Annotated in this window: 23 protein-coding genes; 21 read left to right on the forward strand and 2 right to left on the reverse strand. The window is 44.0% G+C overall.

The features are described from left to right. The 12 genes from M3182_RS14205 to spoIID all read left to right on the forward strand — a co-directional run bounded on the left by M3182_RS14205 (position 1) and on the right by spoIID (position 12,743). Positions 1-1,101, forward strand: coding sequence for an NADH-quinone oxidoreductase subunit D (locus tag M3182_RS14205; RefSeq protein ID WP_251558574.1), 1,101 nt, complete (start codon positions 1-3; stop codon positions 1,099-1,101). Beyond that, the gene (nuoH, locus tag M3182_RS14210) at positions 1,101-2,114 is read left to right on the forward strand and encodes an NADH-quinone oxidoreductase subunit NuoH (protein ID WP_251427859.1); all 1,014 of its coding nucleotides are present in this window, start codon (positions 1,101-1,103) and stop codon (positions 2,112-2,114) included. Before M3182_RS14205 ends, nuoH begins: the two co-directional genes overlap by 1 nt. Positions 2,115-2,250: 136 nt before the next feature. Next, on the forward strand, positions 2,251-2,670 hold the full coding sequence (gene nuoI / locus M3182_RS14215; protein ID WP_251427856.1) for an NADH-quinone oxidoreductase subunit NuoI: 420 nt from the start codon (positions 2,251-2,253) through the stop codon (positions 2,668-2,670). Further along, on the forward strand, positions 2,667-3,197 hold the full coding sequence (locus M3182_RS14220) for an NADH-quinone oxidoreductase subunit J (RefSeq protein WP_251558575.1): 531 nt from the start codon (positions 2,667-2,669) through the stop codon (positions 3,195-3,197). The genes nuoI and M3182_RS14220 overlap by 4 nt, the downstream gene beginning before the upstream one ends. Further along, positions 3,194-3,508: an NADH-quinone oxidoreductase subunit NuoK gene (gene nuoK, locus M3182_RS14225; RefSeq protein ID WP_251427849.1), complete on the forward strand. Its 315-nt coding sequence runs from the start codon at positions 3,194-3,196 to the stop codon at positions 3,506-3,508. The genes M3182_RS14220 and nuoK overlap by 4 nt, the downstream gene beginning before the upstream one ends. Positions 3,509-3,585: 77 nt before the next feature. Further along, positions 3,586-5,448 carry an NADH-quinone oxidoreductase subunit L gene (nuoL, locus tag M3182_RS14230; RefSeq protein ID WP_251558577.1) on the forward strand — a complete coding sequence of 621 codons (1,863 nt, stop codon included), beginning with the start codon at positions 3,586-3,588 and terminating at the stop codon, positions 5,446-5,448. Then, entirely contained in the window at positions 5,448-6,953 is a 1,506-nt protein-coding gene (locus tag M3182_RS14235; protein ID WP_251558579.1) for an NADH-quinone oxidoreductase subunit M, read from the forward strand. The genes nuoL and M3182_RS14235 overlap by 1 nt, the downstream gene beginning before the upstream one ends. Before the next feature lie 6 nt (positions 6,954-6,959). Next, positions 6,960-8,477: an NADH-quinone oxidoreductase subunit NuoN gene (nuoN, locus tag M3182_RS14240; protein WP_251427840.1), complete on the forward strand. Its 1,518-nt coding sequence runs from the start codon at positions 6,960-6,962 to the stop codon at positions 8,475-8,477. 280 nt (positions 8,478-8,757) lie between these two features. Then, entirely contained in the window at positions 8,758-8,994 is a 237-nt protein-coding gene (locus M3182_RS14245) for a DUF1146 family protein (RefSeq protein WP_251427838.1), read from the forward strand. Between the two features lie 303 nt (positions 8,995-9,297). Beyond that, the gene (locus tag M3182_RS14250) at positions 9,298-10,023 is read left to right on the forward strand and encodes a YwmB family TATA-box binding protein (protein WP_251558581.1); all 726 of its coding nucleotides are present in this window, start codon (positions 9,298-9,300) and stop codon (positions 10,021-10,023) included. A 32-nt stretch (positions 10,024-10,055) separates the two neighbouring features. Beyond that, a complete protein-coding gene (gene murA, locus M3182_RS14255) occupies positions 10,056-11,366 on the forward strand; it encodes a UDP-N-acetylglucosamine 1-carboxyvinyltransferase (RefSeq protein ID WP_251558584.1) in 1,311 nt (436 codons plus the stop codon). Positions 11,367-11,711: 345 nt separating this feature from the next. After that, positions 11,712-12,743 carry a stage II sporulation protein D gene (gene spoIID, locus M3182_RS14260; RefSeq protein WP_251427829.1) on the forward strand — a complete coding sequence of 344 codons (1,032 nt, stop codon included), beginning with the start codon at positions 11,712-11,714 and terminating at the stop codon, positions 12,741-12,743. A gap of 128 nt (positions 12,744-12,871) precedes the next feature. On the opposite strand, the gene M3182_RS14265 is transcribed toward spoIID, so the two are convergent. Beyond that, the gene (locus M3182_RS14265) at positions 12,872-13,870 is read right to left on the reverse strand and encodes a nuclease-related domain-containing protein (RefSeq protein WP_251558586.1); all 999 of its coding nucleotides are present in this window, start codon (positions 13,868-13,870) and stop codon (positions 12,872-12,874) included. 278 nt (positions 13,871-14,148) lie between these two features. Then, complete coding sequence (locus tag M3182_RS14270) at positions 14,149-14,574, reverse strand: VanZ family protein (protein ID WP_251558588.1); 426 nt, start codon at positions 14,572-14,574, stop codon at positions 14,149-14,151. 137 nt (positions 14,575-14,711) lie between these two features. On the opposite strand from M3182_RS14270, the gene spoIIQ reads away from it, so the two are divergent. The 9 genes from spoIIQ to M3182_RS14315 all read left to right on the forward strand — a co-directional run bounded on the left by spoIIQ (position 14,712) and on the right by M3182_RS14315 (position 25,674). After that, positions 14,712-15,665 (forward strand): stage II sporulation protein SpoIIQ, encoded by a 954-nt coding sequence (gene spoIIQ / locus M3182_RS14275; RefSeq protein WP_251427819.1) that lies wholly within the window; start codon positions 14,712-14,714, stop codon positions 15,663-15,665. Positions 15,666-15,779: 114 nt separating this feature from the next. Next, complete coding sequence (locus M3182_RS14280) at positions 15,780-17,774, forward strand: penicillin-binding transpeptidase domain-containing protein (protein WP_251558590.1); 1,995 nt, start codon at positions 15,780-15,782, stop codon at positions 17,772-17,774. A 268-nt stretch (positions 17,775-18,042) separates the two neighbouring features. Beyond that, the gene (locus tag M3182_RS14285) at positions 18,043-18,225 is read left to right on the forward strand and encodes a hypothetical protein (protein WP_251427813.1); all 183 of its coding nucleotides are present in this window, start codon (positions 18,043-18,045) and stop codon (positions 18,223-18,225) included. An 81-nt stretch (positions 18,226-18,306) separates the two neighbouring features. Continuing rightward, positions 18,307-18,612, forward strand: coding sequence for a DUF4212 domain-containing protein (locus M3182_RS14290; RefSeq protein WP_251427810.1), 306 nt, complete (start codon positions 18,307-18,309; stop codon positions 18,610-18,612). A gap of 267 nt (positions 18,613-18,879) precedes the next feature. Beyond that, complete coding sequence (locus M3182_RS14295) at positions 18,880-20,541, forward strand: sodium:solute symporter family protein (protein WP_251558592.1); 1,662 nt, start codon at positions 18,880-18,882, stop codon at positions 20,539-20,541. Beyond that, positions 20,525-22,429 (forward strand): DUF294 nucleotidyltransferase-like domain-containing protein, encoded by a 1,905-nt coding sequence (locus M3182_RS14300; RefSeq protein WP_251558594.1) that lies wholly within the window; start codon positions 20,525-20,527, stop codon positions 22,427-22,429. Before M3182_RS14295 ends, M3182_RS14300 begins: the two co-directional genes overlap by 17 nt. A gap of 329 nt (positions 22,430-22,758) precedes the next feature. Beyond that, the gene (locus M3182_RS14305) at positions 22,759-23,409 is read left to right on the forward strand and encodes a 3'-5' exonuclease (RefSeq protein ID WP_251558596.1); all 651 of its coding nucleotides are present in this window, start codon (positions 22,759-22,761) and stop codon (positions 23,407-23,409) included. Between the two features lie 309 nt (positions 23,410-23,718). Next, positions 23,719-23,991: a sporulation transcriptional regulator SpoIIID gene (gene spoIIID / locus M3182_RS14310; protein WP_046522783.1), complete on the forward strand. Its 273-nt coding sequence runs from the start codon at positions 23,719-23,721 to the stop codon at positions 23,989-23,991. A 681-nt stretch (positions 23,992-24,672) separates the two neighbouring features. Further along, positions 24,673-25,674 carry a rod shape-determining protein gene (locus M3182_RS14315; protein WP_251427796.1) on the forward strand — a complete coding sequence of 334 codons (1,002 nt, stop codon included), beginning with the start codon at positions 24,673-24,675 and terminating at the stop codon, positions 25,672-25,674. Positions 25,675-25,752 lie beyond the last annotated feature (78 nt).

Consider the following 25,752-nt stretch of genomic DNA (forward strand, 5'->3'; position numbering starts at 1 on the left):
GTGATACGCACGGAAGAAGTCCTTTTGAACGTTGGCCCGCAGCACCCGAGTACACACGGCGTGTTTCGCTTAGTGCTCACCCTTGATGGGGAAGTCATTACAAACGCGGAACCGGTAATCGGGTATTTGCACCGCGGGACCGAAAAGATTGCGGAAAATCTCCAGTTTACTCAAATTATCCCTTATACCGACCGGATGGACTATGTGTCAGCGATGACCAATAACTATGTGTTGGTTCATGCAGTTGAAACCATGATGGGGATAGAAATCCCAGAGCGGGCGGAATATTTACGTGTACTTGCAATGGAATTGAACAGGGTGGCGAGCCACCTGCTTTGGTGGGGTACATATATTCTCGATTTTGGAGCGACGAGCCCATTGCTCTATGCCTTCCGTGAGCGGGAAATGATTTTAAATCTATTAAATGAGCTATCAGGAGCCCGCTTAACCTTCAACTATATGCGTGTTGGCGGTGTGAAATGGGATGCACCAGAAGGTTGGCTTGAGAAAGTCAGAGACTTTGTGCCTTATATGAGAAAAATGCTCGATGGCTATCATCAGTTGGTTTCTGGGAATGAAATCTTCTTAAGCCGTACGAAGAATGTTGGAACGTATACGAAAGAGGATGCGTTGAACTATAGCTTAAGTGGTGTGAATTTAAGGAGTACCGGCGTGAAATGGGATTTGCGCAAAGATGAACCATATTCGATTTACGACCGTTTTGACTTTGATGTCGTGACTCGCGATGGCGGTGATGCGTTTGCGCGTTATGAGTGCCGCCTAGCTGAAATTGAAGAATCGTTAAAAATCATTGAGCAAGCCGTTGAACAGTTCCCTGAAGAAGGGCCGATTATGGCGAAGGTACCGAAAATCATTAAACCTCCGAAAGGCGAAGCGTTTGTACGAATCGAAGGCTCGCGGGGTGAAATTGGGTGCTATATTGCGAGTGACGGGAAGAAAGAACCTTATCGCTTGAAGTTTAGAAGACCATCATTCTATAACCTTCAAATCCTTCCGAAGCTCTTAAAGGGTCAAAACATTTCGAATCTCATTTCGATTTTAGGGGCAATTGACATCGTTCTCGGGGAGGTTGACGGATAATGGTTCAAGACCTGCTTCATTCGAGCCCTGGCTTACTCAACTTTGGAATCTTCTTCTTAATGGCTCTTACCTTTTTATTTGTCATTTTAGGATTTGTTACGTACGCCATCTTGGCGGAGCGGAAAGTTTTAGGGTTTATGCAGGGGCGGATTGGTCCGAACCACCTCGGAGGCCGTTGGGGGCTGTTGCAAACCGTTGCGGACGTTTTAAAGCTTCTTGTAAAAGAAGACTTGATTCCAAAAGCTGCAGATCGACCGATGTTTATCATTGCGCCTGTTATTGCGTTTGCACCATCTTTTATGGTTGTAGCGACTATTCCGTTTACAGATAAGCTGCAGTTTGCCGATTTGAATGTGGGCTTATTGTATTATCTAGCCATCTCAGGCATTACCGTCATTGGGACGTTGATGGCGGCATGGGCCTCTAATAACAAGTATTCCTTGCTTGGTGGGATGCGGGCAACCGCACAGATGGTCTCCTATGAGATTCCGCTGGTAATGTCTGGTTTAGGGATTGTGTTGTTAACAGGAAGCATGAACTTAAACGACATCGTTGCGGCCCAGGAAGCAAGTGGTTGGTATATTCTTTGGCAGCCGATTGCATTCGTGGTGTTCTTCATTGCCGCTATGGCTGAATTGTACCGTGTTCCGTTTGACCTAGCAGAAGCAGAGAACGAGCTTGTAGCCGGGTTCCATACCGAGTACTCTGGTTTCCGTTGGGCAATGTTCATGCTGGCCGAGTATGTTTATATGTTCGCAATGGCTTCACTGATGACCGTGTTGTTCTTTGGCGGCTGGTTGCCTCCATTTGAGTTCCTAAGCTTCATTCCAGGAGCAGTATGGTTTGGTCTTAAATTTGCGGTTGTCACTTATATTCTGTACTGGTTCCGAGCAACATTCCCAAGGATGCGTCCAGACCAATTGATGGAATTTGCATGGAAAGTCTTATTGCCAGTTGCATTAGCGAATATCTTCTTAACCGCTCTATTAAAAGAATTATTGAATATTTTTTAACAACAATCTTTACGAACACAGCCTTTAAAAAATACGTTTAGCTGCAGCGCCTAGCCCTCGGGTTTGTAGTCAGAAAGCACTTCTTACCGGGCAGGATCAGGCGCTTTATAGCTTCCAAACCAAGGGGTGAAAATACGTGCTAGGATGGACGAAAGGATTAGCTTATACCCTTAAAAACTTGAGTAAAGAAAAAGTCACTTACGACTACCCAAACGAGCCGGTACCATTACCAGACCGGTTCAGGGGGATTCAAAAGTTTTATCCGGAGAAATGCATTGTTTGTAATCAGTGCGCGAATATTTGTCCGACCGATTGCATTCAATTGACGGGGAAAAAGCATCCGGACCCGACGAAAAAAGGGAAGATCATCGATACGTACGACATCAACTTTGAAATCTGCATTCTCTGTGATTTGTGTACGGAGGTGTGCCCGACTGAAGCGATTGTAATGACAAACGAATTTGAATTGGCGGAATACAGTCGAGATGATTTGTTTAAAAATCTGGAGTGGCTGGATGAAAATGACGAGAATGTACGGAAGGTGAATAAGGCATGACGGTATCTGGTGAATTTATCGCGTTCCTCGCACTTGCGCTTGTCGCCATTATTGGTGGGGTACTTTTACTGAACCTAACAAAAGTGGTTCATATGGTTGTAGCCCTTGTGTTTACCTTCCTTAGCATTGCAGGTCTTTACGTGCTGTTATCGGCGGAATTTCTCGCCGTTGTTCAAGTATTGGTCTACTCTGGGGCGATTAGTATCATCATGCTCTTTGGAATCATGTTAACGAAGCATAATGATGAAGACGATGAAAGTCCTAGTGTCGGCAGATGGAAACGGCTATTCCTTTTGTTGGGAATCCTTGCGTTTGGTGCAGTCTTTTACATTGGAATCTATGACTTAGATTTCGGTACGACACCAGTGGCGCTTCATGAGAACAACGCAGAACAAATCGGAATGGAGTTGTTTAGCAAGTATGTGATTCCATTTGAATTGATGTCCGTCCTTCTATTGGTGGCCTTTGTTGGGGCAATTGTTCTGTCGCGGAAGGATGACGACGAGAAGGAGGCGGAGAAGGAATGAATGGAGTTCCCATTTCAGCCTTTCTGGCGCTAGCGCTTATTTTATTTTGTATCGGCCTATATGGTGCACTGACAAAACGAAACACGATCATTGTGCTCATTTCAATTGAATTGATGCTGAATGCAGTGAATATTAATTTGGTTACCTTCAGTAAGTTTGGCATGGTGCCTTCGATTACTGGTCAAATCTTTACGGTGTTTGTGATTGCGGTTGCCGCTGCGGAAGTGGCAGTTGGGATTGCGATCCTATTATCGTTATATCGGAACCGCAGAACAGTTAATACAGATGAAATGAATACGTTGAAAAACTAACACGGCCCCATAACGGGCACACTCTGACGCGCGAAAGATGTAGGGAGGCGCGTTCAAAAAAGGGGATTGTGATATAGATGGAGAATGCTTGGCTCATTCCGCTTTTCCCGCTTTTATCGTTTCTATTCCTCCTTCTATTCGGCAAAAAGCTGAAAGAAGCGAGTGCGTATGTAGGGATTTTGCTAACCCTTGCCTCTTTGGTCTATTCAGTGATCGTGTTGGTAGGTCGTCTGACGAATGACACCTACAAAGCAGAAGCTGATTGGCTCCAAATAGGAAATCTGCAATTAACAGTGGGATTTGAGGTAAATCAATTAAACGCATTGATGCTGGTGATTGTGTCACTAGTCAGCTTTCTAGTACATACCTATTCCAAAGGCTATATGCACGGTGACGAGCGCTTTCCAGTGTTCTATGCTTATCTAGGATTGTTCACATTTGCAATGCTCGGACTTGTTCTTTCACCGAACCTTCTACAAACGTATATTTTCTGGGAGCTTGTCGGTGTCGGTTCCTTCTTGTTGATTGGCTTTTATTTCCATAAAGACAGTGCCAAGGCAGCGGCAAAGAAAGCATTTATTATGACAAGAATCGGGGATGTTGGTCTGTTAATTGGGATGATTCTCTTATTCTGGCAGACTGGTAGCTTCGAATATGACGAGATTTTCGCAAGCGTCCAAGCTGGGGAAGTTTCTGGAACGATGATCACTCTTACATCGATTTTAATTTTTGTAGGGGCGGTTGGAAAATCAGGTCAATTCCCGCTTCACACATGGTTACCAGATGCGATGGAAGGTCCAACACCGGTTTCCGCTTTGATCCACGCCGCGACAATGGTTGCTGCTGGGGTTTATTTAGTGGCTACGATGTTCCCGGTGTTCGCTGCAAGTGAGACCGCAATGGCGACCGTAGCGATTGTCGGGGCGGTTACAGCCATCTTTGCGGCAACGATCGGATTGACGCAAACCGATATCAAACGTGTGCTGGCGTATTCAACCGTCAGTCAGCTTGGCTACATGATGTTGGCATTAGGTGCAGCAGGCTATGTGGCTGGCGTGTTCCACTTGATGACGCATGCCTTTTTCAAAGCGTTGTTGTTCTTGGCAGCGGGTAGCGTGATTCATGCAGTGCATACACAAGATATTGAGAAAATGGGCGGTCTCTGGAAAAGGCTGAAGTTTACAGCGCCGTTGTTTTTAATCGGGACATTGGCGATTAGTGGAGTGCCATTATTATCTGGATTCTTTAGTAAAGATGAAATTTTAATTGCCGCATGGGCAAATGGCAATTATGTGTTGTTTTGGTTGGCGGTCATTGCAGCATTTTTCACCGCATTTTATATGTTCCGCTTGTTCTTCATGGTGTTTACCGGAAAACCGCGGAGCGAGTACAAGAATGTTCATGAATCTCCGGCTTCGATGACAGGCCCAATGGTGGTGCTGGGCATTTTAGCGGTGATAAGTGGGTATGTGAACACGCCTTGGTTTGGAACATTCCTTGGTGACTGGTTAGTGGAAGGCAATGAAGCGCTAGGACATGGTCATATTGAAGGTCCAGCTTGGATCATGATTGTGGCCACGCTTGTGTCATTGGCAGGGATTTACCTGGCGTACTTGATGTACATGAAGCGTAGCCTAGCGCAAGATTGGTTCACAAGCCGTGCACCAACGGTTTACAGCATCGTCAATAATAAATATTTCATTGATGAAATTTATCAAAGTACGATTGTTTATGCAACAAAAGCAGTTAGTCTTTTCCTACGCTTTATTGAACTCTTCCTTGTGGAAGGTCTAGTGAAGTCGGTGACAGGCATTGTTCAAGGCTTAGGAAAACTGGGAGCAAAACTGCAAAATGGTCAAGTTCAAGCATACGGAACAGTTGCCTTTGTTGGCCTGGCCGTGTTGATGCTCATCTTTGCGCTAACAGGGGGGTACTTATAATGAATAGTTATTATTTAAGTCTACTCGTTTTCTCCCCGTTATTAGGTATTGTGCTTTTGGCGTTAATGCCAAAGAGCAATGAAAAAGGATTGAAAATGCTCGGCGTTCTGGCTACTTTGCCGGCTACGATTCTAGCATTACTTGCTTATTTCTCGTATTTGGGTGGCAAAGATCTTGCAAGTTTTTCGGAACAAGTGAATTGGATGCGATTTAGCGATTTCTCAGCAATTCATGCCAATCTCTTTACGGTAAAATACGAGCTAGGGATCGACGGGTTTTCCTTGTTGATGATCGTGCTAACTTCTGTGTTAGCGACATTAGCAGCGATTGCCTCTCTTCATATTAAAAATGAATGGAAAGGCTATTATATGCTTTTCTTGCTGCTGGAGATAGGGATGCTTGGAGTGTTCACCGCTCAAAACCTGATTTTATTCTTTATCTTCTTTGAAATTACGTTGATTCCAATGTTCTTCTTAATTGGAAAATGGGGCTATTTCAATAAAGAAAAAGCAGCTTATAGTTTCTTAATCTACAATGGATTAGGTTCAGCGATTCTTTTAATCGTCATCATGGTGCTGTTTGCGAAAACTGGTACAACCAATATTGAAACATTAAAAGTATTGGTCAATGGTGGGGAAGGGCAAACGCTAGCCGCGATGTCTGAATCGTTAAAAATGGGACTTTTCATTGCGTTATTGATTGCGTTTGGTGTCAAACTCCCAATCTTTCCATTGCATAGCTGGATGTTGCGTGTTCACGTGGAAGCACCACCATCGATTGTTATGTTGCACTCTGGAATTCTATTAAAAATTGGGGCTTTCGGTTTGATCCGCTTTGGAATGGGGATTTTCCCAGAACAATTTGAAACGCTAGCGGTTCTCATCGCGATTCTTGGAGTTATTAACTTGCTTTACGGAGCGTTTCTGGCGTTTATCCAAACCGATTTTAAAATGGTGCTTGCGTATTCTTCGATTTCCCATATGGGAATTGTCTTGATTGGGCTTGGCGCATCCAATGAAGCGGGTGTTCAGGGAGCCATTTTCCAAGTGGTTTCACACGGTCTAATTTCAGCTTTGTTGTTCTTCTTAGTTAGCGTCTTGTATGAACGTGTTCAGACAACGCAAATGAACGAACTTGGTGGATTCGCGAAAAGCATGCCAATCGCTTCAGGGTTCTTGCTTGCTGGTGCGATGGCATCGCTAGGTTTACCAGGGATGTCAGGGTTTGTGAGTGAATTTATGGCGTTTCTTGGATTGTTTAAGGAGATGCCAATACTAGCGGCCATTGGAGCCCTTGGTATTATCATGACGGCTGTCTATTTGCTTCGCGCTGTTCTATCGATCACTTACGGGCAGGCGAACCGGGAATACGCCGGCATCCGTGACCTCCGTTCATTTGAATGGGCACCGGTCCTAGTCCTAATTGGACTGATTATCCTAATTGGCGTATATCCAGCTGTGTTAAGTCAGCCATTAGAGAACATCGTGCTAGGGATAGGAGGGTGATGAAGGATGGATTTAGAGACATTATTATCATTTGACTGGGGTTTGATGGCACCGGAATTCATCATTCTCATCGCTACCGTCATTTTAACGTTATTGGATTTGTTTTTACCAAAGAAAGTGGACCGAAAACTTCTAGGTTGGCTCGGGTTTGCGTCGGTGTTGCTCGCGATTGCGGCACTCACTGGATTGCTCGATAATCCGCTCGGTTCGATTTTACATGATACATTTAGACTTGATGCGTTTGCGAAAGCATTCAAGCTGTTATTGCTAGTTGGCTCTGCGCTTGTGTTGCTGCTTGCAATTGATTACGAGTCAAAAGAAGGTCTTACCGAGTACCGAGGGGAATTTTACTATTTATTCCTAACAGGGTTGCTTGGCGCGATGATCATGAGTTCCAGTGGCGATTTGATCACATTGTTTGTTGGCCTTGAAACGTTATCGATTTCTTCCTATATTTTAGCTGGTTTGCGGAAGAAGAACCTGAAGTCGAATGAGTCAGCGATGAAGTATGTAATCAACGGAAGTATTTCCACGGCAATTACGTTGTTCGGGATGAGTTATTTGTACGGAATAACCGGTTCTACGAATTTGAAGGAAATGTCCGACATGTTGATGTCAATCTCTGATTCACAACATATTTATCTGCTCGGATTAGCGTTTTTCATGGTGTTTGTTGGCTTGTCTTTCAAACTAGCGTCCGTGCCATTCCATATGTGGGCACCAGATGTGTATGAAGGCGCCGCTACACCAGTGACAGCTTTCTTGAGTGTGGTTTCGAAAATTGCCGGCTTTGTCATTTTAATCCGCGTGATGGTTTCGATCTTTGCATCGGTACCGATGGAAGATGGGACAACTCCGATGTTGTTCGCTTTACAAGATTTCATTGGATTCCTCGCTGCGGTGACAATGATTTTAGGAAACGTGGTCGCGTTGAGGCAACGCAATATTAAGCGGATGTTCGCTTATTCCAGTATTGCCCATGCCGGTTATCTTTTAGTCGCCTTTACCGCTATGTCATATGTGATGTTTGATAGCATTTGGTTCTACATGCTCGCTTATGTGTTTATGAACCTTGGGGCATTTGCAATCATTCAATTGGTGACGATGAAAACCGGTTCGGAAGATATTAGTGAGTTTGCTGGCTTGTATCGCCGCTCGCCAATTTTGGCTGTGACAATGGGTGTGTTCATTCTATCGCTCGCAGGAATCCCGGGTACGGCAGGTTTTATTGGGAAGCTTAATATTTTCCTTGGCGCGTTGATGGTGAATCCATCGCATTATGTGCTCGCATCGATCATGATTGGGGCGACCGTCATTTCTTACTTCTACTATTTTGGCATTCTATCACAAGTCTTCTTCCGTCCAACAGCTACTGGGGAGGAGACAAAAGTGAAGGTACCAGTTGGCACAACGGTTGTCATTATTCTGTGTGCTGCTGCCACGATTTTATTCGGAGTCATGCCACAATTGGCGTTTGATTTCTTGCAAACAAACTTCGAACAGTTTATTGATTTTATGGGATAACCACTCAGGTTGGGGGATTTGGGTGGAACGGTTAAATAAGGGGTTTTTAACGAAAGCTGGCCTTGGGGGAGGTCAGCTTTCTATATTTTTAATTGAAAAGGTGCTATTCTCTAAAAGGACGGGTTTTCTTTTGCAACTTGTCTCTGTATAGTAATATTTGACATGAGAAAAACATATTTTACGAGTGAAGGTTCTTTTAAGCAAAAAAAGTGAAACCTTCTGGTTCGAAATCCGTCTATATTAAAAGAGAACAAATATAGAAACAAAGGGGGTTGGATGAGTGATAACGGACTTTGGCACACAATCGCTACTCAGCATCGTTTCCCATCTGGCATTTATTGCCCTGGCCTGGTGGGCCTTGCAATCACTACATTTTGACAAACTACTACGTGCCAATCGTGTTTTCCAAGCTAGAGTCCTTTACATAATGCTCTCCATTGTAATCGGTTCATCGGTTAGTAATTTCTTCCTTGATTATTTACTATGGTCGCAACAGTTACCAACTTTATTTCAATAGTTACAAACAGGTAAAATGGTAAAAATTTAGGTATTAATACATGTTTTCAAATTAAGTATTATTGAGTAAGATTATCTGTGGACTGATTTTTTATTGTGAAGACTTTCATAAAGTATTTTAGCAACGTATGATCACGTTTTACCATATAATGAACAATAAAAAAGCAGTGGTTCGTTCTTCTTGATTCTTTAGTGAACACCTGGACATGTTGTTTATACAATAATTGTCAAAAAGTGACGAGAATTTTTTAGTATGCTCCTCCTTAAGCTGGTAAGAATGGTAGTAAGGGGAGGGGACGTAAAAATGAAAAAATGGTCCTTTTATTTATCAATTATTGGCATAATCGGTTTTATAATGTTTCAGGTAGGGAATAAGACAATCGTCGCGAACGAAAGCAATCAAGATTTAACGAAACTGGTTTCGGTCTTAGAGGACGAACATATTTTAATCAATGAGTGGTCTTTGTATTCACGAGAAATGATGGAAAGTCAAAAAGTGGACCATTATGTGACACAGTTGAAAGACAAGTTTTCCGACTGGTCATGGAGTCATTCGGTTGAAGAGAATCAAGAAACCATCACTGGAACCTCGATTTCGTCTGATTATATAGAAGAAATTAAAATCGTGGCTCACGGACCCATGCAAACGTATGTGATGTATGAGGTAAAAGGAAAGAATTGGAGTACTCATGCAGAGGATTTCATTGCGAAATCCTGGCCGGAACAGGTACGTACAATTTTTCATGCAGAGCCGCAAACTTTTTCTTGTATAAAGGGCGAGTTCGGTGATAAGATTGATGAGGCTTTGCCGGTTTATATGAGTGGGCTTTTAGAGGCTTTTGATGCGGAGGAAATCGAAGCATTAGAAGAGGAGAATTTTGTTTCAACATCAGCCTATTCACCATTATTTACAGAAACCATTAGCGAAGATCATGAAATGAATTTACAGCTTGGACTTAGAAAACCAGATGGAATGGGCGGAAATACTACCCTCGTAGTTGGCACACCCATCATAACGATTGAATATTAATATAGAGAAATTGGACGCGGAGGGGAATACATTTGGAAAAAATCATCGTCCGCGGCGGAAAAAGGCTAAGCGGCACAGTTAAAGTAGAGGGAGCTAAAAATGCCGTACTGCCCGTTATCGCTGCAACCTTATTAGCAAGTGATGGAAAAAGTATTATTCGTGATGTGCCAACTCTCTCCGATGTATACACAATCAACCAGGTACTACGCTCTTTAAACGCCGAAGTGGAGTTTAAAAATAATACAATTGTTGTCGATGCATCTCGAGAGTTGAAAATTGAGGCACCGTTTGAATATGTACGTAAAATGCGTGCTTCTGTTTTAGTTATGGGATCCTTGCTAGCTCGTAATGGTCGTGCTCGTGTAGCACTGCCTGGTGGCTGCGCAATTGGTTCTCGTCCAATCGATCAGCACTTAAAAGGCTTTGAAGCGATGGGTGCAAAAGTGAAGGTTGGAAATGGATTTATTGAAGCTGAAGCACCAGAAGGTCTTCATGGCGCAAAAATCTATTTAGACTTCCCAAGTGTGGGCGCAACTGAAAACATCATGATGGCTGCTGTGCTTGCAGATGGCCTAACTATCATTGAAAATGTCGCAAAAGAACCAGAAATTGTTGACCTTGCAAACTTCCTAAACAAAATGGGAGCAAAAGTAAAAGGTGCTGGAACAGGTACGATTCGAATTGAAGGTGTGAAGCAACTATTTGGTGCAGATCACAACATCATTCCAGACCGTATCGAAGCTGGTACATTCATGGTAGCAGCGGCGATCACAGGCGGAAACGTGCTTGTGAAGGGCGCCGTTCCTGAACATCTTTCTTCCTTAGTTGCAAAAATGGAAGAAATGGGCATTATAATTGAAGAAGAAGATGAAGGTATTCGTGTCATTGGGCCAGAGAAGTTGAAGGCGGTTGATATTAAAACTATGCCTCACCCTGGATTCCCAACGGATATGCAATCTCAAATGATGGCGCTATTGCTTCGTGCACAAGGCACAAGTATGATTACGGAGACTGTGTTCGAAAACCGTTTCATGCATGTGGAAGAATTCCGTCGCATGAATGCACATATCAAGATTGATGGTCGTTCGGTCATCATGAATGGTCCATCCGATCTTCAAGGTGCGGAAGTTTCTGCAACCGATTTGCGTGCAGCTGCCGCTCTAATTTTAACAGGATTAGTTGCTGATGGCGTCACACGTGTAACGGAACTAAAGCATTTAGACCGTGGTTATGTGGACTTCCACAAGAAATTAGCTGGCCTTGGTGCTGACATTGAACGTGTAAATGAACTTGAGGAAACAGAAGAAGAAGTTCAAACTTATGTTTCCGACATGAATGCATAATAGAACGATCCCCAAAAAACCGGAGGATGATGCTGCTTTGTCAGCGTGATTCTGCGGTTTTTTGCTGTTTATGCTGGTAAAATTAGGTTTAGCACTCTTAAGTTGAATTTTTACATACATATGGGAAGTTTTAATAAAACATGCACAAAAAATAGGAATAGAACCAAATTGTAAAAAAATTAGGGCGTTTCTACTAGTTTCTTATGAGAATAAATGGAGCGGTTTTAGGATTTTAACAACAACTTTTTAAAATAAATGACTTGTCATAAATGCTTGTCCTCCACCATAAGATTGAATGAAGACGGTGCAACTCCGTTCTAAATTTAATAAGCTGGAGGCCATACAATGAAAAAAATCAACCCAATCTTCGTTCTAGCAGCTCTTCTATTTACTGTGATCCTCCTAATTCCTACGATGCTCGTTCTGCCTTTTAGTGGAGAAAAGGCGACCGGAGAATTGAGTGAAGAGGTGAAACAACAAACAGAAAAAGAGGCGAAAAGTGAACCGTCTGCCGACTCTGCTGTTGAAGTAGCTGTGTTGCGGACAGCTCAGTCTCAAGTTGAAAATGTGCCACTCAATGAATACTTAATCGGAGTCGTTGCCGCGGAAATGCCGGCAGAGTTTGAATTGGAGGCCTTGAAAGCTCAGGCATTAACAGCAAGGACTTATTATGTAAAACAAATGATGGGAACCGAAAACAGTGGTCTACCGGATGGCGCCCATGTTACTGACACCGTTGCCCATCAAGTGTATAAAAATAAGCAAGAATTGAAGCGACAATGGGGCTCGGAATTTAACCAGAAATATGCCAAAGTCAAAGAAGCAGTCGAGTCCACAGACGGTCAAATTTTAACTTATGAAGGGGAGCCTATCACAGCAACGTTCTTCTCTACGAGCAATGGGTTCACAGAAAACTCCGAGGACTACTGGGCCAACACGTTCCCTTATTTAAGAAGCGTGGAAAGTCCATGGGATAAAGCCTCACCGAAGTATATCGAACAAAAAGTCATTCCAATTCGTGAATTTGAAAACAAGTTAGGCATTCAGTTAACCGATCGTACGAACATCGGCAAAGTGACCGATCGGACGGCTGGTAATCGTGTCGCCAAGGTCGAAGTCGGCGGCAAAGTGCTGAGCGGGAAAGAAGTCCGCGAGCAACTGGGCTTAAATTCGAGTGATTTTAAATGGTATGCCAAAGGTGACAATATCATCGTTGAAACCGTCGGCTATGGCCATGGAGTCGGCATGAGCCAATACGGGGCAAACGGCATGGCCGCGGAAGGCAAGAACTATAAAGATATCGTCCAGCACTATTATCAAGGCGTGGAAATCGCTTCAGGTGAGAGTGAATTGACGAAAGTGATGGCAAAGAAATAGGGAGAGTAGGAACCAGGGCGTGCGGTGTTTAGGGGCTCTGGTTTTTTCTTGTTGTGGTGATTTGATTAGTTCATAAATGCGGTAAAGTGGTCTAACCTTGTTTCAACCACTGGAGCACTATTGCCACGTTACTTTTTATGCAAACGGTGATAGCGTGTTTCGAGCTGGTCCAGGAAATCAGTTGGGCGATGGTAGATTCGGCCTTTATTCGAGCCCGTGCTTGGGAGATTCAAGAGTCTTAGAAGCTTATTTGCCGTATTAACGGAGTCAATCCCTAAATATTGTCGAAACTCTCTGTTGGTCATCGTCGTTTTATGAAAAAGAAAATAATCAAGGATGGCATCATGATATGTCTCGTTAGAATGGTATAAACAGTGTGGGCAAACCCAAACTCGATCGATTCTCATCATCCGGTACGAGAAACACTTGGGGCATCGAATACCAGGGATAATCTCTTGTGGGGAAAGGCCGTATGATTTGTGAACTTCAGGAAAGAGAGGCGTATCGTCTTCTAGTAATAACCTAGAGGCTTTTTTAAGGGACCTTTCTGTCAGATGGTCTTTCGTATAACTGCTAGTAAGATCTAAAAGCTTATTTTTAAGATTCTCTACTTTGCAGACTTTCTTAAGAATGCTAGGGTCATCGGTTCGAATAATGGCGGATGGGTTGCTAAGTACGACAAGCGGAATTAAGGGGATCGTTGGGAGGCGGTGACTCTCAAGCCAATCTTGTAGCTGCTCCTTATGACGGTTCACCTGCACAATCGGGTTTTTATAGCCTTTTCGACCGTAAAAAGACTCCTGGCTGAATTGCTCCTCTGTAAAATACAGTTCGCCGCCTATATTTTTCGTTTCAAGAATGAGAATATATTTACGTGAAAGTATGGGAGTGTCCATTTGGAAGTGGTGTTGTTCATGGGGAAGGCGTAAACCACCAAATATATGATGTTTTTTGTCATCCAGGAAGTTTAAATGGTATTCAGTCGCCTTTTCACCACGATAACCCGACATAAAACTGCGGAGATCTCGTTCAATAAGCGGGATTTTTGGATGGTTGGAGGGCAATCTGGGGATGAGCGCTTGACTAAAATGAACATTTAGAGGAATTGGACGAGGTTTTATATACAAAATGAGTCCTCCTTATTAAGTTTGATTTAATCATAAGGCATTCAGGAGGGCTTTCCTAGTGAAGAATGTGTGACAGTGTGATTATATTCGCCGTTAGCGACGATTTATTCGCCGTTAAGGGACGGATATTCTCCGTAGAGAGAATACCCAACCAATTTTATTCGCTCTAGGAAGAGTATTTACAAGGTTTATTCGCTCTAGAGCGAGTACTATTCACCCTAGGGCGAATACCTAACTACAAGGTTTATTCACCGTACAATGAAGATCTACAAGTTTATTCACCGCACAACGAATAAACCCTCAAACTTCCGCAACCAATCCCCAAGCCGCTTAAACTTTCCACTAAAATAAGCGTGGTGCATGAAATGGGAGACGACTAATACACCAATCGTATCTTTGACGAAGTCGATCACTGTGGCTGATCGCGCGGGTACAAACGATTGGTGAATCTCATCGACAAGCCCCCATAAAATCGCCACGCCCATAAACACAAAGCTCATCACTGGGCGGAATCCTCCAAACGTCAAACCTGCTAGAAACAATAATAGATACAATAGACCAAACTCGACGAGGTGCAGCGATTCTTTTATAAACGCATCGATTCCCTCAGCTGGCAATGCGACAACCGCATCGGATGGCATGCTGGATAATAGCCAAATTAACCCCATATAGAGGGCGGGCAAAACTCTTATAACGTACTTCATGTTGGACCTCCAAAAAATATTTTTAACAAAGATGCATAATCTTGAGAGCTTTGTCGAAAAATAAGCAGTAAAAAAATTTTCAACTCTATGTATATATTTTTTCGCATCTGTTCAGAATGATTGCTGAGGTGATGAAAATGAGAGAGGAAAAATCTTCTCAAGAAAAGAGCTTTAAACGCTTTTTCAAGAAGCGGTGGATGTACCCAGCAGTTTATTTAGCAAGTGCCGCAATCATACTAACAGGTGTACTTTACTTCCAAAATAGCGGTGAGCAAGGTGTTGACGAAATCGATCAAGCAACTGATAGTCAAAAGCAGTTCAGCGATGAACCTGCGATCGAAGTCAATAGTGCCTTAGAAAACTTTACAATGCCAGTGAAAGATGTCGACAATGCCGTTGTAAAAATGCAATTCTATGACAACGAAAGCGACAAAGCGGATCAAGAAGCTGCACTTGTGGTCTACAATAACCAGTACCATCCGAACACAGGAATCGACATTGCTTCCAAAGATGGCAAGGAATTCGATGTCCTAGCATCATTGAGCGGGGAAGTCACAATGGTTAAAGAAGATGCACTGCTAGGTAATGTGATTGAAATCGAACACGACAATGGAATTGTAACACAGTATCAATCAATTAAAAATATGCAAGTCAAAGCGGGCGACATGGTGAAACAAGGAGATGCAATTGCTACAGCTGGTACAAGCCAGTTCAATGAAAAAGCAGGCATTCACGTACACTTTGAAATCCGTAAAGACGGAACGCCGGTAAACCCACTTGATTATTTGGATAAGCCACTAAGTGAATTAAAAGAAGCAGAAATGGATTCTGAAGGCGATGCTGGCAAGAGTGAAGCTGGCGAAGGTGCCAACATGGAAGAAGATACATCAACTGAATCTAGTACTACTGAGGAAGGTACTACTACGGAAGAAGGATCTCCTACAAATGAAGATGCTTCAACCGAAGAAGGAACTGACACTGAAGAGGACGCTCCAGCTGAAGAAGGAACTGACGCTGAAGAAGAAACTCCAGCTGAAGGTGGAACTGACTCAGAAGAAGATGCGAACGCTGAACAATCTAGTAACTCTTAATCCACAAAACGAAGAAGCTCACCATTTTAAATGGTGGGCTTTTTTCTATGAAAAGGACGGTTGCGTTCTTCTGTGTTGCCTATGGTAGAATAAAACATGGAGGGAGGAATCGCATTGAAAAAAGCAATCATCCTTATGACATTGATTTTAACCATGATTTTGGCTGGGTGCATGAGCAAGGATCCGACGCCAGATGAGCGGTTTTCAGAGTACGTAAAGCTTTGGAATGATCAAAAGTTTGACGAAATGTATGACTATTTATCAACTACAGCGAAGGAAGCCATCACAAAAGAGGAATTTGTTAATCGTTATAATAAAATTTATCAGGATCTTGAAATTGATAAGCTTGACGTTCACTTTACCTTGCCTGAGGAAGAAGCGGAATATGAGGAGCAGGCCGAGTTTCCATATGCAGTGAGCATGGAAAGTATTGCTGGTCCGATTGAATTTGACCATCAAGCAGCGCTTGTAAAAGAAAAGCGAGACGACAATACCAACTGGTATCTCAATTGGGACACAACGTACATATTTCCTGAATTAGAAGCGGAAGATAAAATCAATTTTGATCGTGTTCCCGCAGTGCGCGGCAGTATTTTGGATCGTCGTGGCAATGGGCTGGCGATTAACGGAACAGCGATGCAAGTTGGCGTTGTCCCAGAGAAGATGGACGACAACACCGTTTCCAAGTTAAGTAAGCTTTTAAACATGAGTGAAGACCAAATCAACAAGCAGCTTAACGCGTCGTGGGTGAAACCAAACTTATTTGTTCCATTAAAAAACATCAATAAAAACGATGAAGCATTGAAAGATGAATTATTTAAAGTAAGCGGCGTAACGAGCATGGAAGTGGGGGCGCGTGAGTATCCTTATGGCGAGGATGTTTCGCATCTTGTTGGGTATGTCGCGAAGGTGACGGCCGATGACCTCGAAAAGAATGAAGGCAAAGGTTATACCGCAAACGATTATATCGGCAAGCGTGGGCTTGAGCAGGTGTATGAAGAACGTTTGCGTGGCACGAGTGGCGTGAAAATTTCAATTGCCAAAGCCAATGGATCGGAAGTTGTGTTGGCAGAAAAGCCAGTAGAAGATGGCGAGGACGTGCAGTTAACGATTGATGTTGTGCTACAACAACAGATATACGACCAACTGAAAGGCAAGGCAGGCACAGCGGCTGCGATTGACCCGGTCACAGGGGAGACGCTAGCGTTGGTGAGTGCGCCTGGATTTGATCCGAATGCGGAAACACTAGGGATGACCGCGGCGGAGCGTGAACAGATTCAAGAAGAGAATCCCATGCAGCCATACTTGAACCGTTTCCGAGCAACTTATGTACCAGGTTCGGTTATGAAGCCGATTACTGCTGCAGTTGGCTTGAATGCGGGTAAAATCAAGCTGGATACGGTGTATGAAATCACCGAGAAGCAATGGCAGCCGGACAAGTCATGGGGTGACTACAAAGTTACTCGTTATACAAACTTAGTCGGCGACGTTGACCTTGAAAAAGCAATGATCTATTCGGATAATATTTATTTTGCGCGTACGGCGCTTGAAATGGGCAAAGACGAGTTTACGGCAGGGTTAAAGCAGTTTGGATTTGAGGAGATGGAATATGCTTATCCAATCGAAGCTTCTCAAATTGGGAAAATGGAAAACGACATGTTGCTCGCAGACTCTGGTTATGGTCAAGGACATATTGAGATGAACATTCTTCATTTGGCCGCGACTTATACCCCATTTGTTAATGACGGTAACTTGATCAAACCAATTTTATTAAGTGAAGAAGAACCAAATCAAGTTTGGGTTGAAAACATTGTGAGCCCTGAAGTGGCAAAAGGAATCAACTCGATGCTAACGAAAGTGGTCAGTGATCCGCATGGGACAGCGCATGTGGCTTATCGCAAAGACTTGCCACTCGCGGGGAAAACAGGGACAGCCGAAATCAAAGACAAACAAGGGGCAAAAGGCCGCGAGCTTGGTTGGTTTGTCGGCTATAACCCAGAAAAGCCAGATTTATTGATTAGCATGATGATTGAAGATGTTCAAGATGGTGCGGGTTCAAGGTCGGCGATTACGAGTGTTCAAAATGTGTTTATAGCAGAAAAAGAATAAGTCACGTTTAAAAACCAGAGGAGAAAATCCTCTGGTTTTTTTTCGACATCCATAAACCTTTCCCTCACAAGGATGAAGCGAAACAGTAGTCAGTTGTCGACAAACATTGCGGAAACTTTCTCTTGACCCTAATGGGTGAAATATGGATAATAAAAATTATCCAATTTTCTAAAAATTAAATAAAATGTAACAAAAGGTGGAACTTTGGGTTCGACTGTTTTCAAGACCTGTAGGATTGTTAGCGCTTACAATTTAGGGGGTGGAGTGTATGCTAGCATTATTAGTTTTTATGGCCATTACAGGAGTTTCCCTAATTTTGGCCTTGCGAAAGAAGAAAACCATTTTTCTAATGGTCCCATTTTTAAGCATCTTTGTTTATTTTCTAATTCAAGTCATCATGGTTCCTGCACCATTTTTTGAAACCGTCCGATTTATCTTTAGCTTAAGTTAATCGGCGCCAGCATGATAATTTTGAGAAAGGAGGTCCATGTTTCCCGCTGTTTCAAATATTGTGGATAAAAGGGGTGGAAGGATGAAGAAAATCGATAAAGCAGTAGCGGATCAATATTTCCGGGAAAAGAATCGGTATATGATCCTCTATTTTGTCATTTGGTTTGTTGTGTCATATGGAGTGGTGCTGTTCGCTGAGCCACTAAGTGAAATCACGATTATGGGGGGGTTCCCGTTCCACTATTTCATGGGAGCACAAGGAGCCGTCGTGACGTTTATTATTCTTTTATTTGTGAATGCAAAGGTTGGCGACATGATTGATAAAAAGTACGGCATTGATGAAGAGCAAAATGTAAGACTTAGTGCTGGGAAAAGTGTCGATCATTAAGAGCGTGTTAGTGGGAGAGAGGTAGGATGTCTGACAGTCCATCCTGAGGAGGTAGGAAGCCAGGCTAGAGAGATGAACAGGTAATAGACTGGAAAAGTAGTTAAGGTGGGAGGTCTGATTGAAACAAGGTAGGATGTCGGACTTGAACAGTGAAACATGATGAGGTAGTAGGATTAGAGCTCAGACTTGAACAGGTCAACTTTAAAGGGGTAGAAGTTAGGGTTTTTGACCTGAACAGGAAATTGCACTAGCAAAGGGGGAAAACGTTTGGATACTCAATTTTTGGTCTCATTTGCGATTATTATTGCGACATTTGCACTTTATATCGGGATCGCGATTTTTAACAAAGCGAAAGCAACATCTGACTTTTATGTAGCTAGTCGTGGCGTACCGCCGATTTTTAATGGAATGGCTATCGGCGCGGACTGGATGAGTGCCGCGTCCTTTATTGGGATGGCTGGTACGATTATGTTGCTTGGTTACGATGGACTGGCTTACATCATGGGATGGACAGGTGGTTACTTATTATTAACGTTCTTGTTGGCGCCACAGCTGCGAAAGTATGGGCGCTATACGGTGCCAGAATTTATTGGTGACCGTTATGATAGCCATACAGCGCGCGTGATTGCGGCAATCTGTACGATTGCGATTTCCTTTACTTACTCGGTTGGTCAGTTATCGGGTTCTGGTGTGGTTATCGGTCGCTTGTTTGAAATTGATGCCAAACTTGGGACCATGATTGGGGTTGTGTTGATTGCCTTTTATGCGGCCTTCGGGGGGATGAAAGGGATCACATGGACACAGGTAGCGCAGTATCTAGTCTTAATTATTGCTTATTTGATTCCTGTTATTTTTATGAGCTTGCAGCTTACGAGTAGTGCTTTGCCATGGCTTTCCTATGGTGAGCTGGTTGGGAAAATGGGGGAGCTAGATCGTGAGCTTGGGATTTCAGAGTACTTTGCTCCGTTTACAAACGGTACAAAATGGCAGTTCTTGGCCTTAATGTTTACGTTGATGTGTGGAACGGCGGGCTTGCCGCACGTTATTGTTCGTTTTTACACGGTGTCAACAATGAAAGCTGCACGTTGGTCTGGGGCTTGGGCACTTTTGTTTATCGGACTTTTATATTTATCTGCTCCGGCTTATGCCGCGTTCTCTCGCTTTATTTTAATGACAAAGATTGCTGGCAGTAAAATTACCGAACTTCCTGCGTGGACGAAATCATGGATTGATACAGGGAAACTGCAGTTGGCGGACGGCAATAGCGATGGCGTTCTTCAATGGAACGAATTAATCATCTCAAATGACATCGTCGTTATGGCGACACCGGAAATTGCCAATCTTGGTGTGTTTGTTATCGGGCTTGTCGCAGCTGGTGCGATGGCCGCGGCATTATCGACAGCTGGTGGCTTGATGATTTCAATTTCCTCCGCCTTTGCGCATGATATTTTCTACCGTGTGTGGAAGCCGAATGCGACGGAAAAGACGCGTCTATCTGTTGGACGTTGGTCGATTGTTGTTGCAACGTTGCTTGCTGGTTTAATCGCGTTGAATCCGCCGGGAGCGATTACGCAGATTGTGGCTTGGGCGTTTGCGCTCGCAACCGGAACGTTCTTCCCAGCGCTCGTGCTCGGGGTTTGGTGGAAGCGTTCAAATGCACAAGGGGTCATTGCTGGATTGCTTATTGGTTTGGCGGTCACACTTGGGTACATTTTCGCCGCGAAATACGGCGGGTTTACGATTTTAGGAATCATTGACACTGGCGCGGGTGTCTTTGGGGCAATCGCAGCCTTCTTAGCGAACATCATTGTGTCGCTCGCTACTGCAGCACCGTCACAAAAGATTCAAGAAGAAGTGCTCGACTTGCGCTATCCAGAGCAAATGGTCTACAAAGATGGCGAAGTGTGGATGAATGAAGAAAAAGCATAATCACGAGATTTGGGAGGCTGTGCAGCTTCACCCTTTGTTTCAAGGGGTGGAGCAAAGCACGGCCCTTTCCCTTGTTGGCGAGTGTGAATGGCGGCATTATTCGAAACATGAAATCATTCTGGAGGCCGAAGAACCGCGCAACGGCCTTTTGTTGATTTTAGCCGGCATGGCAGAAGTGTTTATTGAAGACGAGGTTTTGGAGGTTCTTCATAAAAATGAACTGATTGGCTTTTCGAGCTTAGCAGGGGCGTTGGGTTTGTCAGCAGTTGACGTCCCAGCTACGGTGCAGGTGAGAGCGGTGGAGGACCTCGAGACACTGTGGATTCCTTATCCTGTTTTGCGACAGCGGTGGCAAGACCCTGAGGTGATGACGTATTTGCTCACGCAGGCCACAGTGAGGCTGAGAGATGTGTATGCTTCCTTGGCTGAACAAGTGAGGTTAGCGCGTGAGTTTGGTGAAACAGACGCGTTTATGGTGCGCGTGCAAGATGTGATGGTGGAAAACTTGGTAACCGTTGCTCCAGAGGTTGCGGCTCAGGAAGTGGCCGTGAAGATGTCTGAAGGGCGGTCTAGCTCGGTGTTGGTGATGGACGGTGGAAAGCTGGTGGGAATAATCACGGAGCGGGATATCGTCCAGCGTGTGGTCGCTAAAGGGAAGTCATTTGGGGTGGCTGCACGTGAAGTGATGACAGAGCGGCCAAGGACGATATCGCGGTTCGCCTATTATTACGAAGCCATTTCTGAAATGCTGTTAACCGGGATCAAACATTTGCCGGTTGTTGACGGTGGAAAGACAGTTGGGATTGTGACTCTGTCGGACTTGTTTCGGAAAAAGAACGCTAGTGTCATGAAGACGATTAAATCGATTGAAGAGGCGGATGAGGAGTCACTGCCTTTGATTAAGAATGCCATCTATGAACTGACGGAGACGTTGATCAAGGAAAAAGTGCCTGCGTTGTCGTTGTTGGAGGTTGTGACGGCGTTATATGATCGCGTGGTCGGGCGTGTGGTCGCGTTGGCAGTGGAGAGAGTTGAGCGGGATGGTGGTGCAGGTTCAGGTTCGGCGGTGGATGATGATGGGGCTGAGTGTCAGGCTAAGTTTGCGTTCTTTCTAATGGGCTCCGGCGGCCGTGGTGAGCAATTTAAATTGACCGACCAAGATCATTTTCTTGTTTATGAGGATGGTGGCGATCCGGTTTATTTTAAACAATTAGGTTGTGAGATTACCAGGCTATTAGAGGTCGTCGGCTATGCGCGTTGCCAAGGTGGGATGATGGCGAGTGAGGAGCTGTGGCGCGGTTCGGTGAGTCAGTGGCAAGAGCGAGTTCGACAGTGGATGATGCGGTCAACGAATGAAAACCTGCTGTTGGCGCAAAATTTCTTTTCGTATCGGGTTGTATCGGGTGGCGATACGGGGGTGGCGACCCAACTTGAGCGTGTTATCACCGAGTTGTTAGGGCGTTCGAAAATCTTTTTGTATCGGTTAGCTCAAGCGGAACGTGCTCATGGGCATATTCCTGAGCTCGACCAACCGATTCTTTCTCTCTTTAAAATGGGTCGGAAAACAATTGAGTTGAAGAAAGAAGTGCTGTTTCCGTATCACCATAGTTTGCAAATTTTAGCGTTGGTGCATGGTGTGGTGAGTGGGACGCCAGTTAAGAAAGTGGACGCTTTGCAAGTGAAGGGCGTGTTCACCGCGGATTTTGCCGGCGATCTTAAAGCGGCTGCGGAACAGGTTCTTTCTTTATATATCAAACTAAAATGGAAGGACGGCGGAACAGTACTGAATCTACACAGCTTATCCACACGTGAGAAGGAAGAATTGATTTTGAGTTTAAATACATTGCGAGAGTTGCAGGGGATGGTGTTTGCGCGGTTTTCGGTGTGATCTTGACTGAAAATTAACACTCTAGGTCTTGCTTGTTGGGGTTTTATGAAAAGATATTCTGCATGAACCCCAGTTTATCCGCTGTAGGGAGAATAAGGTGAGCAGGATATCCGCTGTAGAGCGAATAAATGACAGTTCAGGCGCTGGATATTCGCCGTTAGAGCAGTTTTATTCGCCGTTAACCCCAGTTTATTCGCTGTAGGGAGAATAAGGCGAGAAGGATATCCGCTGTAGAGCGAATAAATGACAGTTCGAGCACTGGATATCCACCGTGAACCCTAGTTTATCCGCCGTAGAGCGAATAACCACAGGGTTGAAAGGAGGTCTCAATGCGTTTTTGGCGGAAAAACAAATCAGTCAATTGTCCGCTTTGTTATGACAGCATACCGCTGTCTACACCGGTCGAGGATTTAACTTTTATTGTGTTTGATACGGAGACAACTGGGTTTAAGGTAGGAGCTGATGATCGGATAATTGAGATTGGAGCTGTACCGATTCGTGGGATGCAGGTTCGGGACGAGGAGTTCTTTCAAACGTATGTGAATCCGAAACGACAAATTTCTCAGGAAATAAGTGAATTAACGTCGATTACAGCGGATAAAGTCGAACAAGCTCCTGAAGCGATACAAGCGATACAAAGCTTTTTTGATTATGTTCAATCTTTTGAGGCGGTGGCATTGGTCGGGCATTATGTGAGCTTCGACCAGCTGGCACTCAAACATGAATTAAAACGTGCAGGGCGCGTGTTAAAAGGAATGCAGACGATTGATACGCTCGATGTGATTGGTGCGCTTGCACCGTCATACGATATGCGCGATCTGGAGCGATACGCGATGATCTTTGGCACGCGGATTTATGAGCGCCACAGTGCGTTGGGCGATGCGCTGACAACGGCCTATCTTTTTACCGAACTTCTTCGGCTTTTGAAAGCGAAGACTTGGGGAGATGTTATCTCTGCGTCGCTAAAATCAGGTTCTTAACGTAGTTATTTAACGTAAATAATTAAAATTTTCTGAAAAAACATACGTATTCCTTGTCCTTATTGTCTTTTTCGTGCATATATTCGTATCCAAGCTAATAGAATGGTTACAAACCTGTCAAAGAGAGTGTTTGAGGTGAGGAGTCGTTATTGTGTATAGGAATTCAGCCGGAGTCATGATTAATTCTAGTAATGTTTAGAGGGCCAGGCCTTCTCCGCACAAGGTAGGATCGTGCGGTACCAGTATTTTACGAGATAAAGCGAGTCTCATTTCACACTTCTCACATCCAATTTAGGGAGGGCGAGTGGTGTGCACGATTACATCAAAGAGAGAACCATCAAGATTGGAAAGTATATCGTGGAGACGAAGAAAACAGTTCGCGTGATTGCGAAAGAGTTTGGCGTATCCAAAAGTACAGTCCATAAAGACTTGACGGAAAGACTGCCTGAAATCAATCCGGAACTAGCAAATGAAGTAAAGGAAATTCTCGATTATCATAAATCGATTCGCCATTTAAGAGGCGGCGAAGCAACCAAACTAAAGTATCGAAAAGAAGAAAGAGAAGGGGAGCCAGTAAAATAAGCCTTCCTTCCGTCTCCAAACGATTACACTTTTCATCAACCTAAAGTTTTAAAAGAGTAAAGGGGTAAAGAGCCATGTCCATTGGACAGGGATAAAAGGCGAGTGCCGTCATTGGGCAGTCGTCTTTTTAATTTCTTTGAGAAATTGTCTAGCTTAAACGGCTAGGGCTCGGGTCATAAGTCAATTCGTCAAGAAGGTTAAAGACAACCTTCAGGGCGGATTGACTTATACATGTCGCGCCTGGGCAAGCCGCCTCCACTTTTCTTAGTGTCTAGCTTTCAGCAGTTAGGGGTTGCGGTCATATGTCTAGCTGTTGCATCTGGCTGTCGGATCGCCTTGATTTGAGATTGGACGTCATGAGGATGGCTGCATCTTTTTCGTTCAACCCGACATCTGAGGTATGCCTATCGCCTCTAAAGCAATACTTTTATGCAAAATGGATAAACCACCTGCAAATGGAAAGGCTGTAAAATAAGGTCTTAAGTCATAAAAATCGACAGCTTATGCAAAAACTGTCGATTTTTTTCGCATATTGTTACAACATTTTACCCATGTGTGTTAAAATAGAAAATTAGGTGAATATGGTTCGCAGGTAGTGGCCGCGTCTGATATTTTTAAGACAATCCTTGTCTAAGTTGGGATAAACAGCCGCAGCCAGCTATTGTCAAGGAGGTTAAGGAAATGTTAGCAAGGGATATTGGAATTGACCTTGGTACAGCAAATGTTTTGATACACGTAAAGGGCCGTGGGATTGTTTTAAATGAGCCGTCTGTCGTGGCAATTGATAAAAATACAAACAAGGTTTTGGCAGTCGGAGAAGAAGCACGTCAAATGGTGGGACGTACACCAGGAAACATCGTGGCGATTCGCCCGTTGAAAGATGGCGTTATTGCTGATTTTGATGTGACAGAAGCGATGCTAAAGCATTTTATTAACAAATTAAATGTAAAAGGCTTGCTTTCGAAGCCACGCATTTTGATCTGTTGCCCAACGAACATTACAAGCGTTGAGCAAAAAGCGATCAGAGAAGCGGCGGAAAAAAGCGGCGGTAAGAAGATTTACCTTGAAGAAGAGCCAAAGGTAGCGGCAATCGGTGCGGGCATGGATATTTTCCAACCAAGCGGAAACATGGTCGTTGATATTGGTGGCGGTACAACCGATGTAGCGGTTCTTTCAATGGGCGATATTGTGACGTCTTCTTCGATTAAAATGGCAGGGGACAAGTTTGATGCGGAAATTTTAAATTACATCAAGCGTGAGTACAAGCTGTTGATTGGGGAGCGCACATCCGAGAATATTAAAGTGAACATTGGAACCGTCTTCCCAGGATCACGTAGTGAGGAAATGGAAATTCGTGGCCGTGATATGGTTTCTGGTTTGCCAAGAACGATTTCGGTTCGCTCTGAGGAAATTGAATCAGCGCTTCGCGAATCGGTTTCGGTGATTGTGCAAGCAGCGAAAACGGTTTTAGAAAGAACTCCACCAGAGCTTTCAGCAGACATTATCGATCGTGGCGTGATTTTAACGGGCGGTGGCGCGTTGCTTCACGGGATTGATACATTGTTAGCGGAAGAATTAAAGGTTCCGGTACTAATTGCTGAGAATCCAATGGAGTGTGTGGCTGTTGGAACAGGCATTATGCTGGACAACTTAGATAAAATTTCACGCCGTAAAATCGGGTAAAATGAAAAATCTATGGTCACGGCCATAGATTTTTTTCGCATTTTCCTATAAATTGTTAATGTATCTTGTTGCATTTTT

It is taken from the genome of Mesobacillus maritimus, from assembly GCF_023715205.1.
In the GTDB taxonomy this organism is placed as follows: Bacteria; Bacillota; Bacilli; order Bacillales; family Cytobacillaceae; genus Mesobacillus_B; species Mesobacillus_B maritimus_C.

Coding starts and splice junctions, on each gene's coding strand:
- nuoK (WP_251427849.1), top strand. CDS start 3,194: ATGAATGGAGTTCCCATTTCAGCCTTTCTGGCGCTAGCGCTTATTTTA.
- M3182_RS14315 (WP_251427796.1), top strand. CDS start 24,673: ATGTTAGCAAGGGATATTGGAATTGACCTTGGTACAGCAAATGTTTTG.
- M3182_RS14305 (WP_251558596.1), top strand. CDS start 22,759: ATGCGTTTTTGGCGGAAAAACAAATCAGTCAATTGTCCGCTTTGTTAT.
- nuoH (WP_251427859.1), top strand. CDS start 1,101: ATGGTTCAAGACCTGCTTCATTCGAGCCCTGGCTTACTCAACTTTGGA.
- M3182_RS14220 (WP_251558575.1), top strand. CDS start 2,667: ATGACGGTATCTGGTGAATTTATCGCGTTCCTCGCACTTGCGCTTGTC.
- M3182_RS14250 (WP_251558581.1), top strand. CDS start 9,298: ATGAAAAAATGGTCCTTTTATTTATCAATTATTGGCATAATCGGTTTT.
- M3182_RS14290 (WP_251427810.1), top strand. CDS start 18,307: ATGAAGAAAATCGATAAAGCAGTAGCGGATCAATATTTCCGGGAAAAG.
- spoIIQ (WP_251427819.1), top strand. CDS start 14,712: ATGAGAGAGGAAAAATCTTCTCAAGAAAAGAGCTTTAAACGCTTTTTC.
- nuoN (WP_251427840.1), top strand. CDS start 6,960: ATGGATTTAGAGACATTATTATCATTTGACTGGGGTTTGATGGCACCG.
- M3182_RS14285 (WP_251427813.1), top strand. CDS start 18,043: ATGCTAGCATTATTAGTTTTTATGGCCATTACAGGAGTTTCCCTAATT.
- M3182_RS14235 (WP_251558579.1), top strand. CDS start 5,448: ATGAATAGTTATTATTTAAGTCTACTCGTTTTCTCCCCGTTATTAGGT.
- M3182_RS14270 (WP_251558588.1), bottom strand. CDS start 14,574: ATGAAGTACGTTATAAGAGTTTTGCCCGCCCTCTATATGGGGTTAATT.
- spoIID (WP_251427829.1), top strand. CDS start 11,712: ATGAAAAAAATCAACCCAATCTTCGTTCTAGCAGCTCTTCTATTTACT.
- nuoL (WP_251558577.1), top strand. CDS start 3,586: ATGGAGAATGCTTGGCTCATTCCGCTTTTCCCGCTTTTATCGTTTCTA.
- M3182_RS14300 (WP_251558594.1), top strand. CDS start 20,525: ATGAAGAAAAAGCATAATCACGAGATTTGGGAGGCTGTGCAGCTTCAC.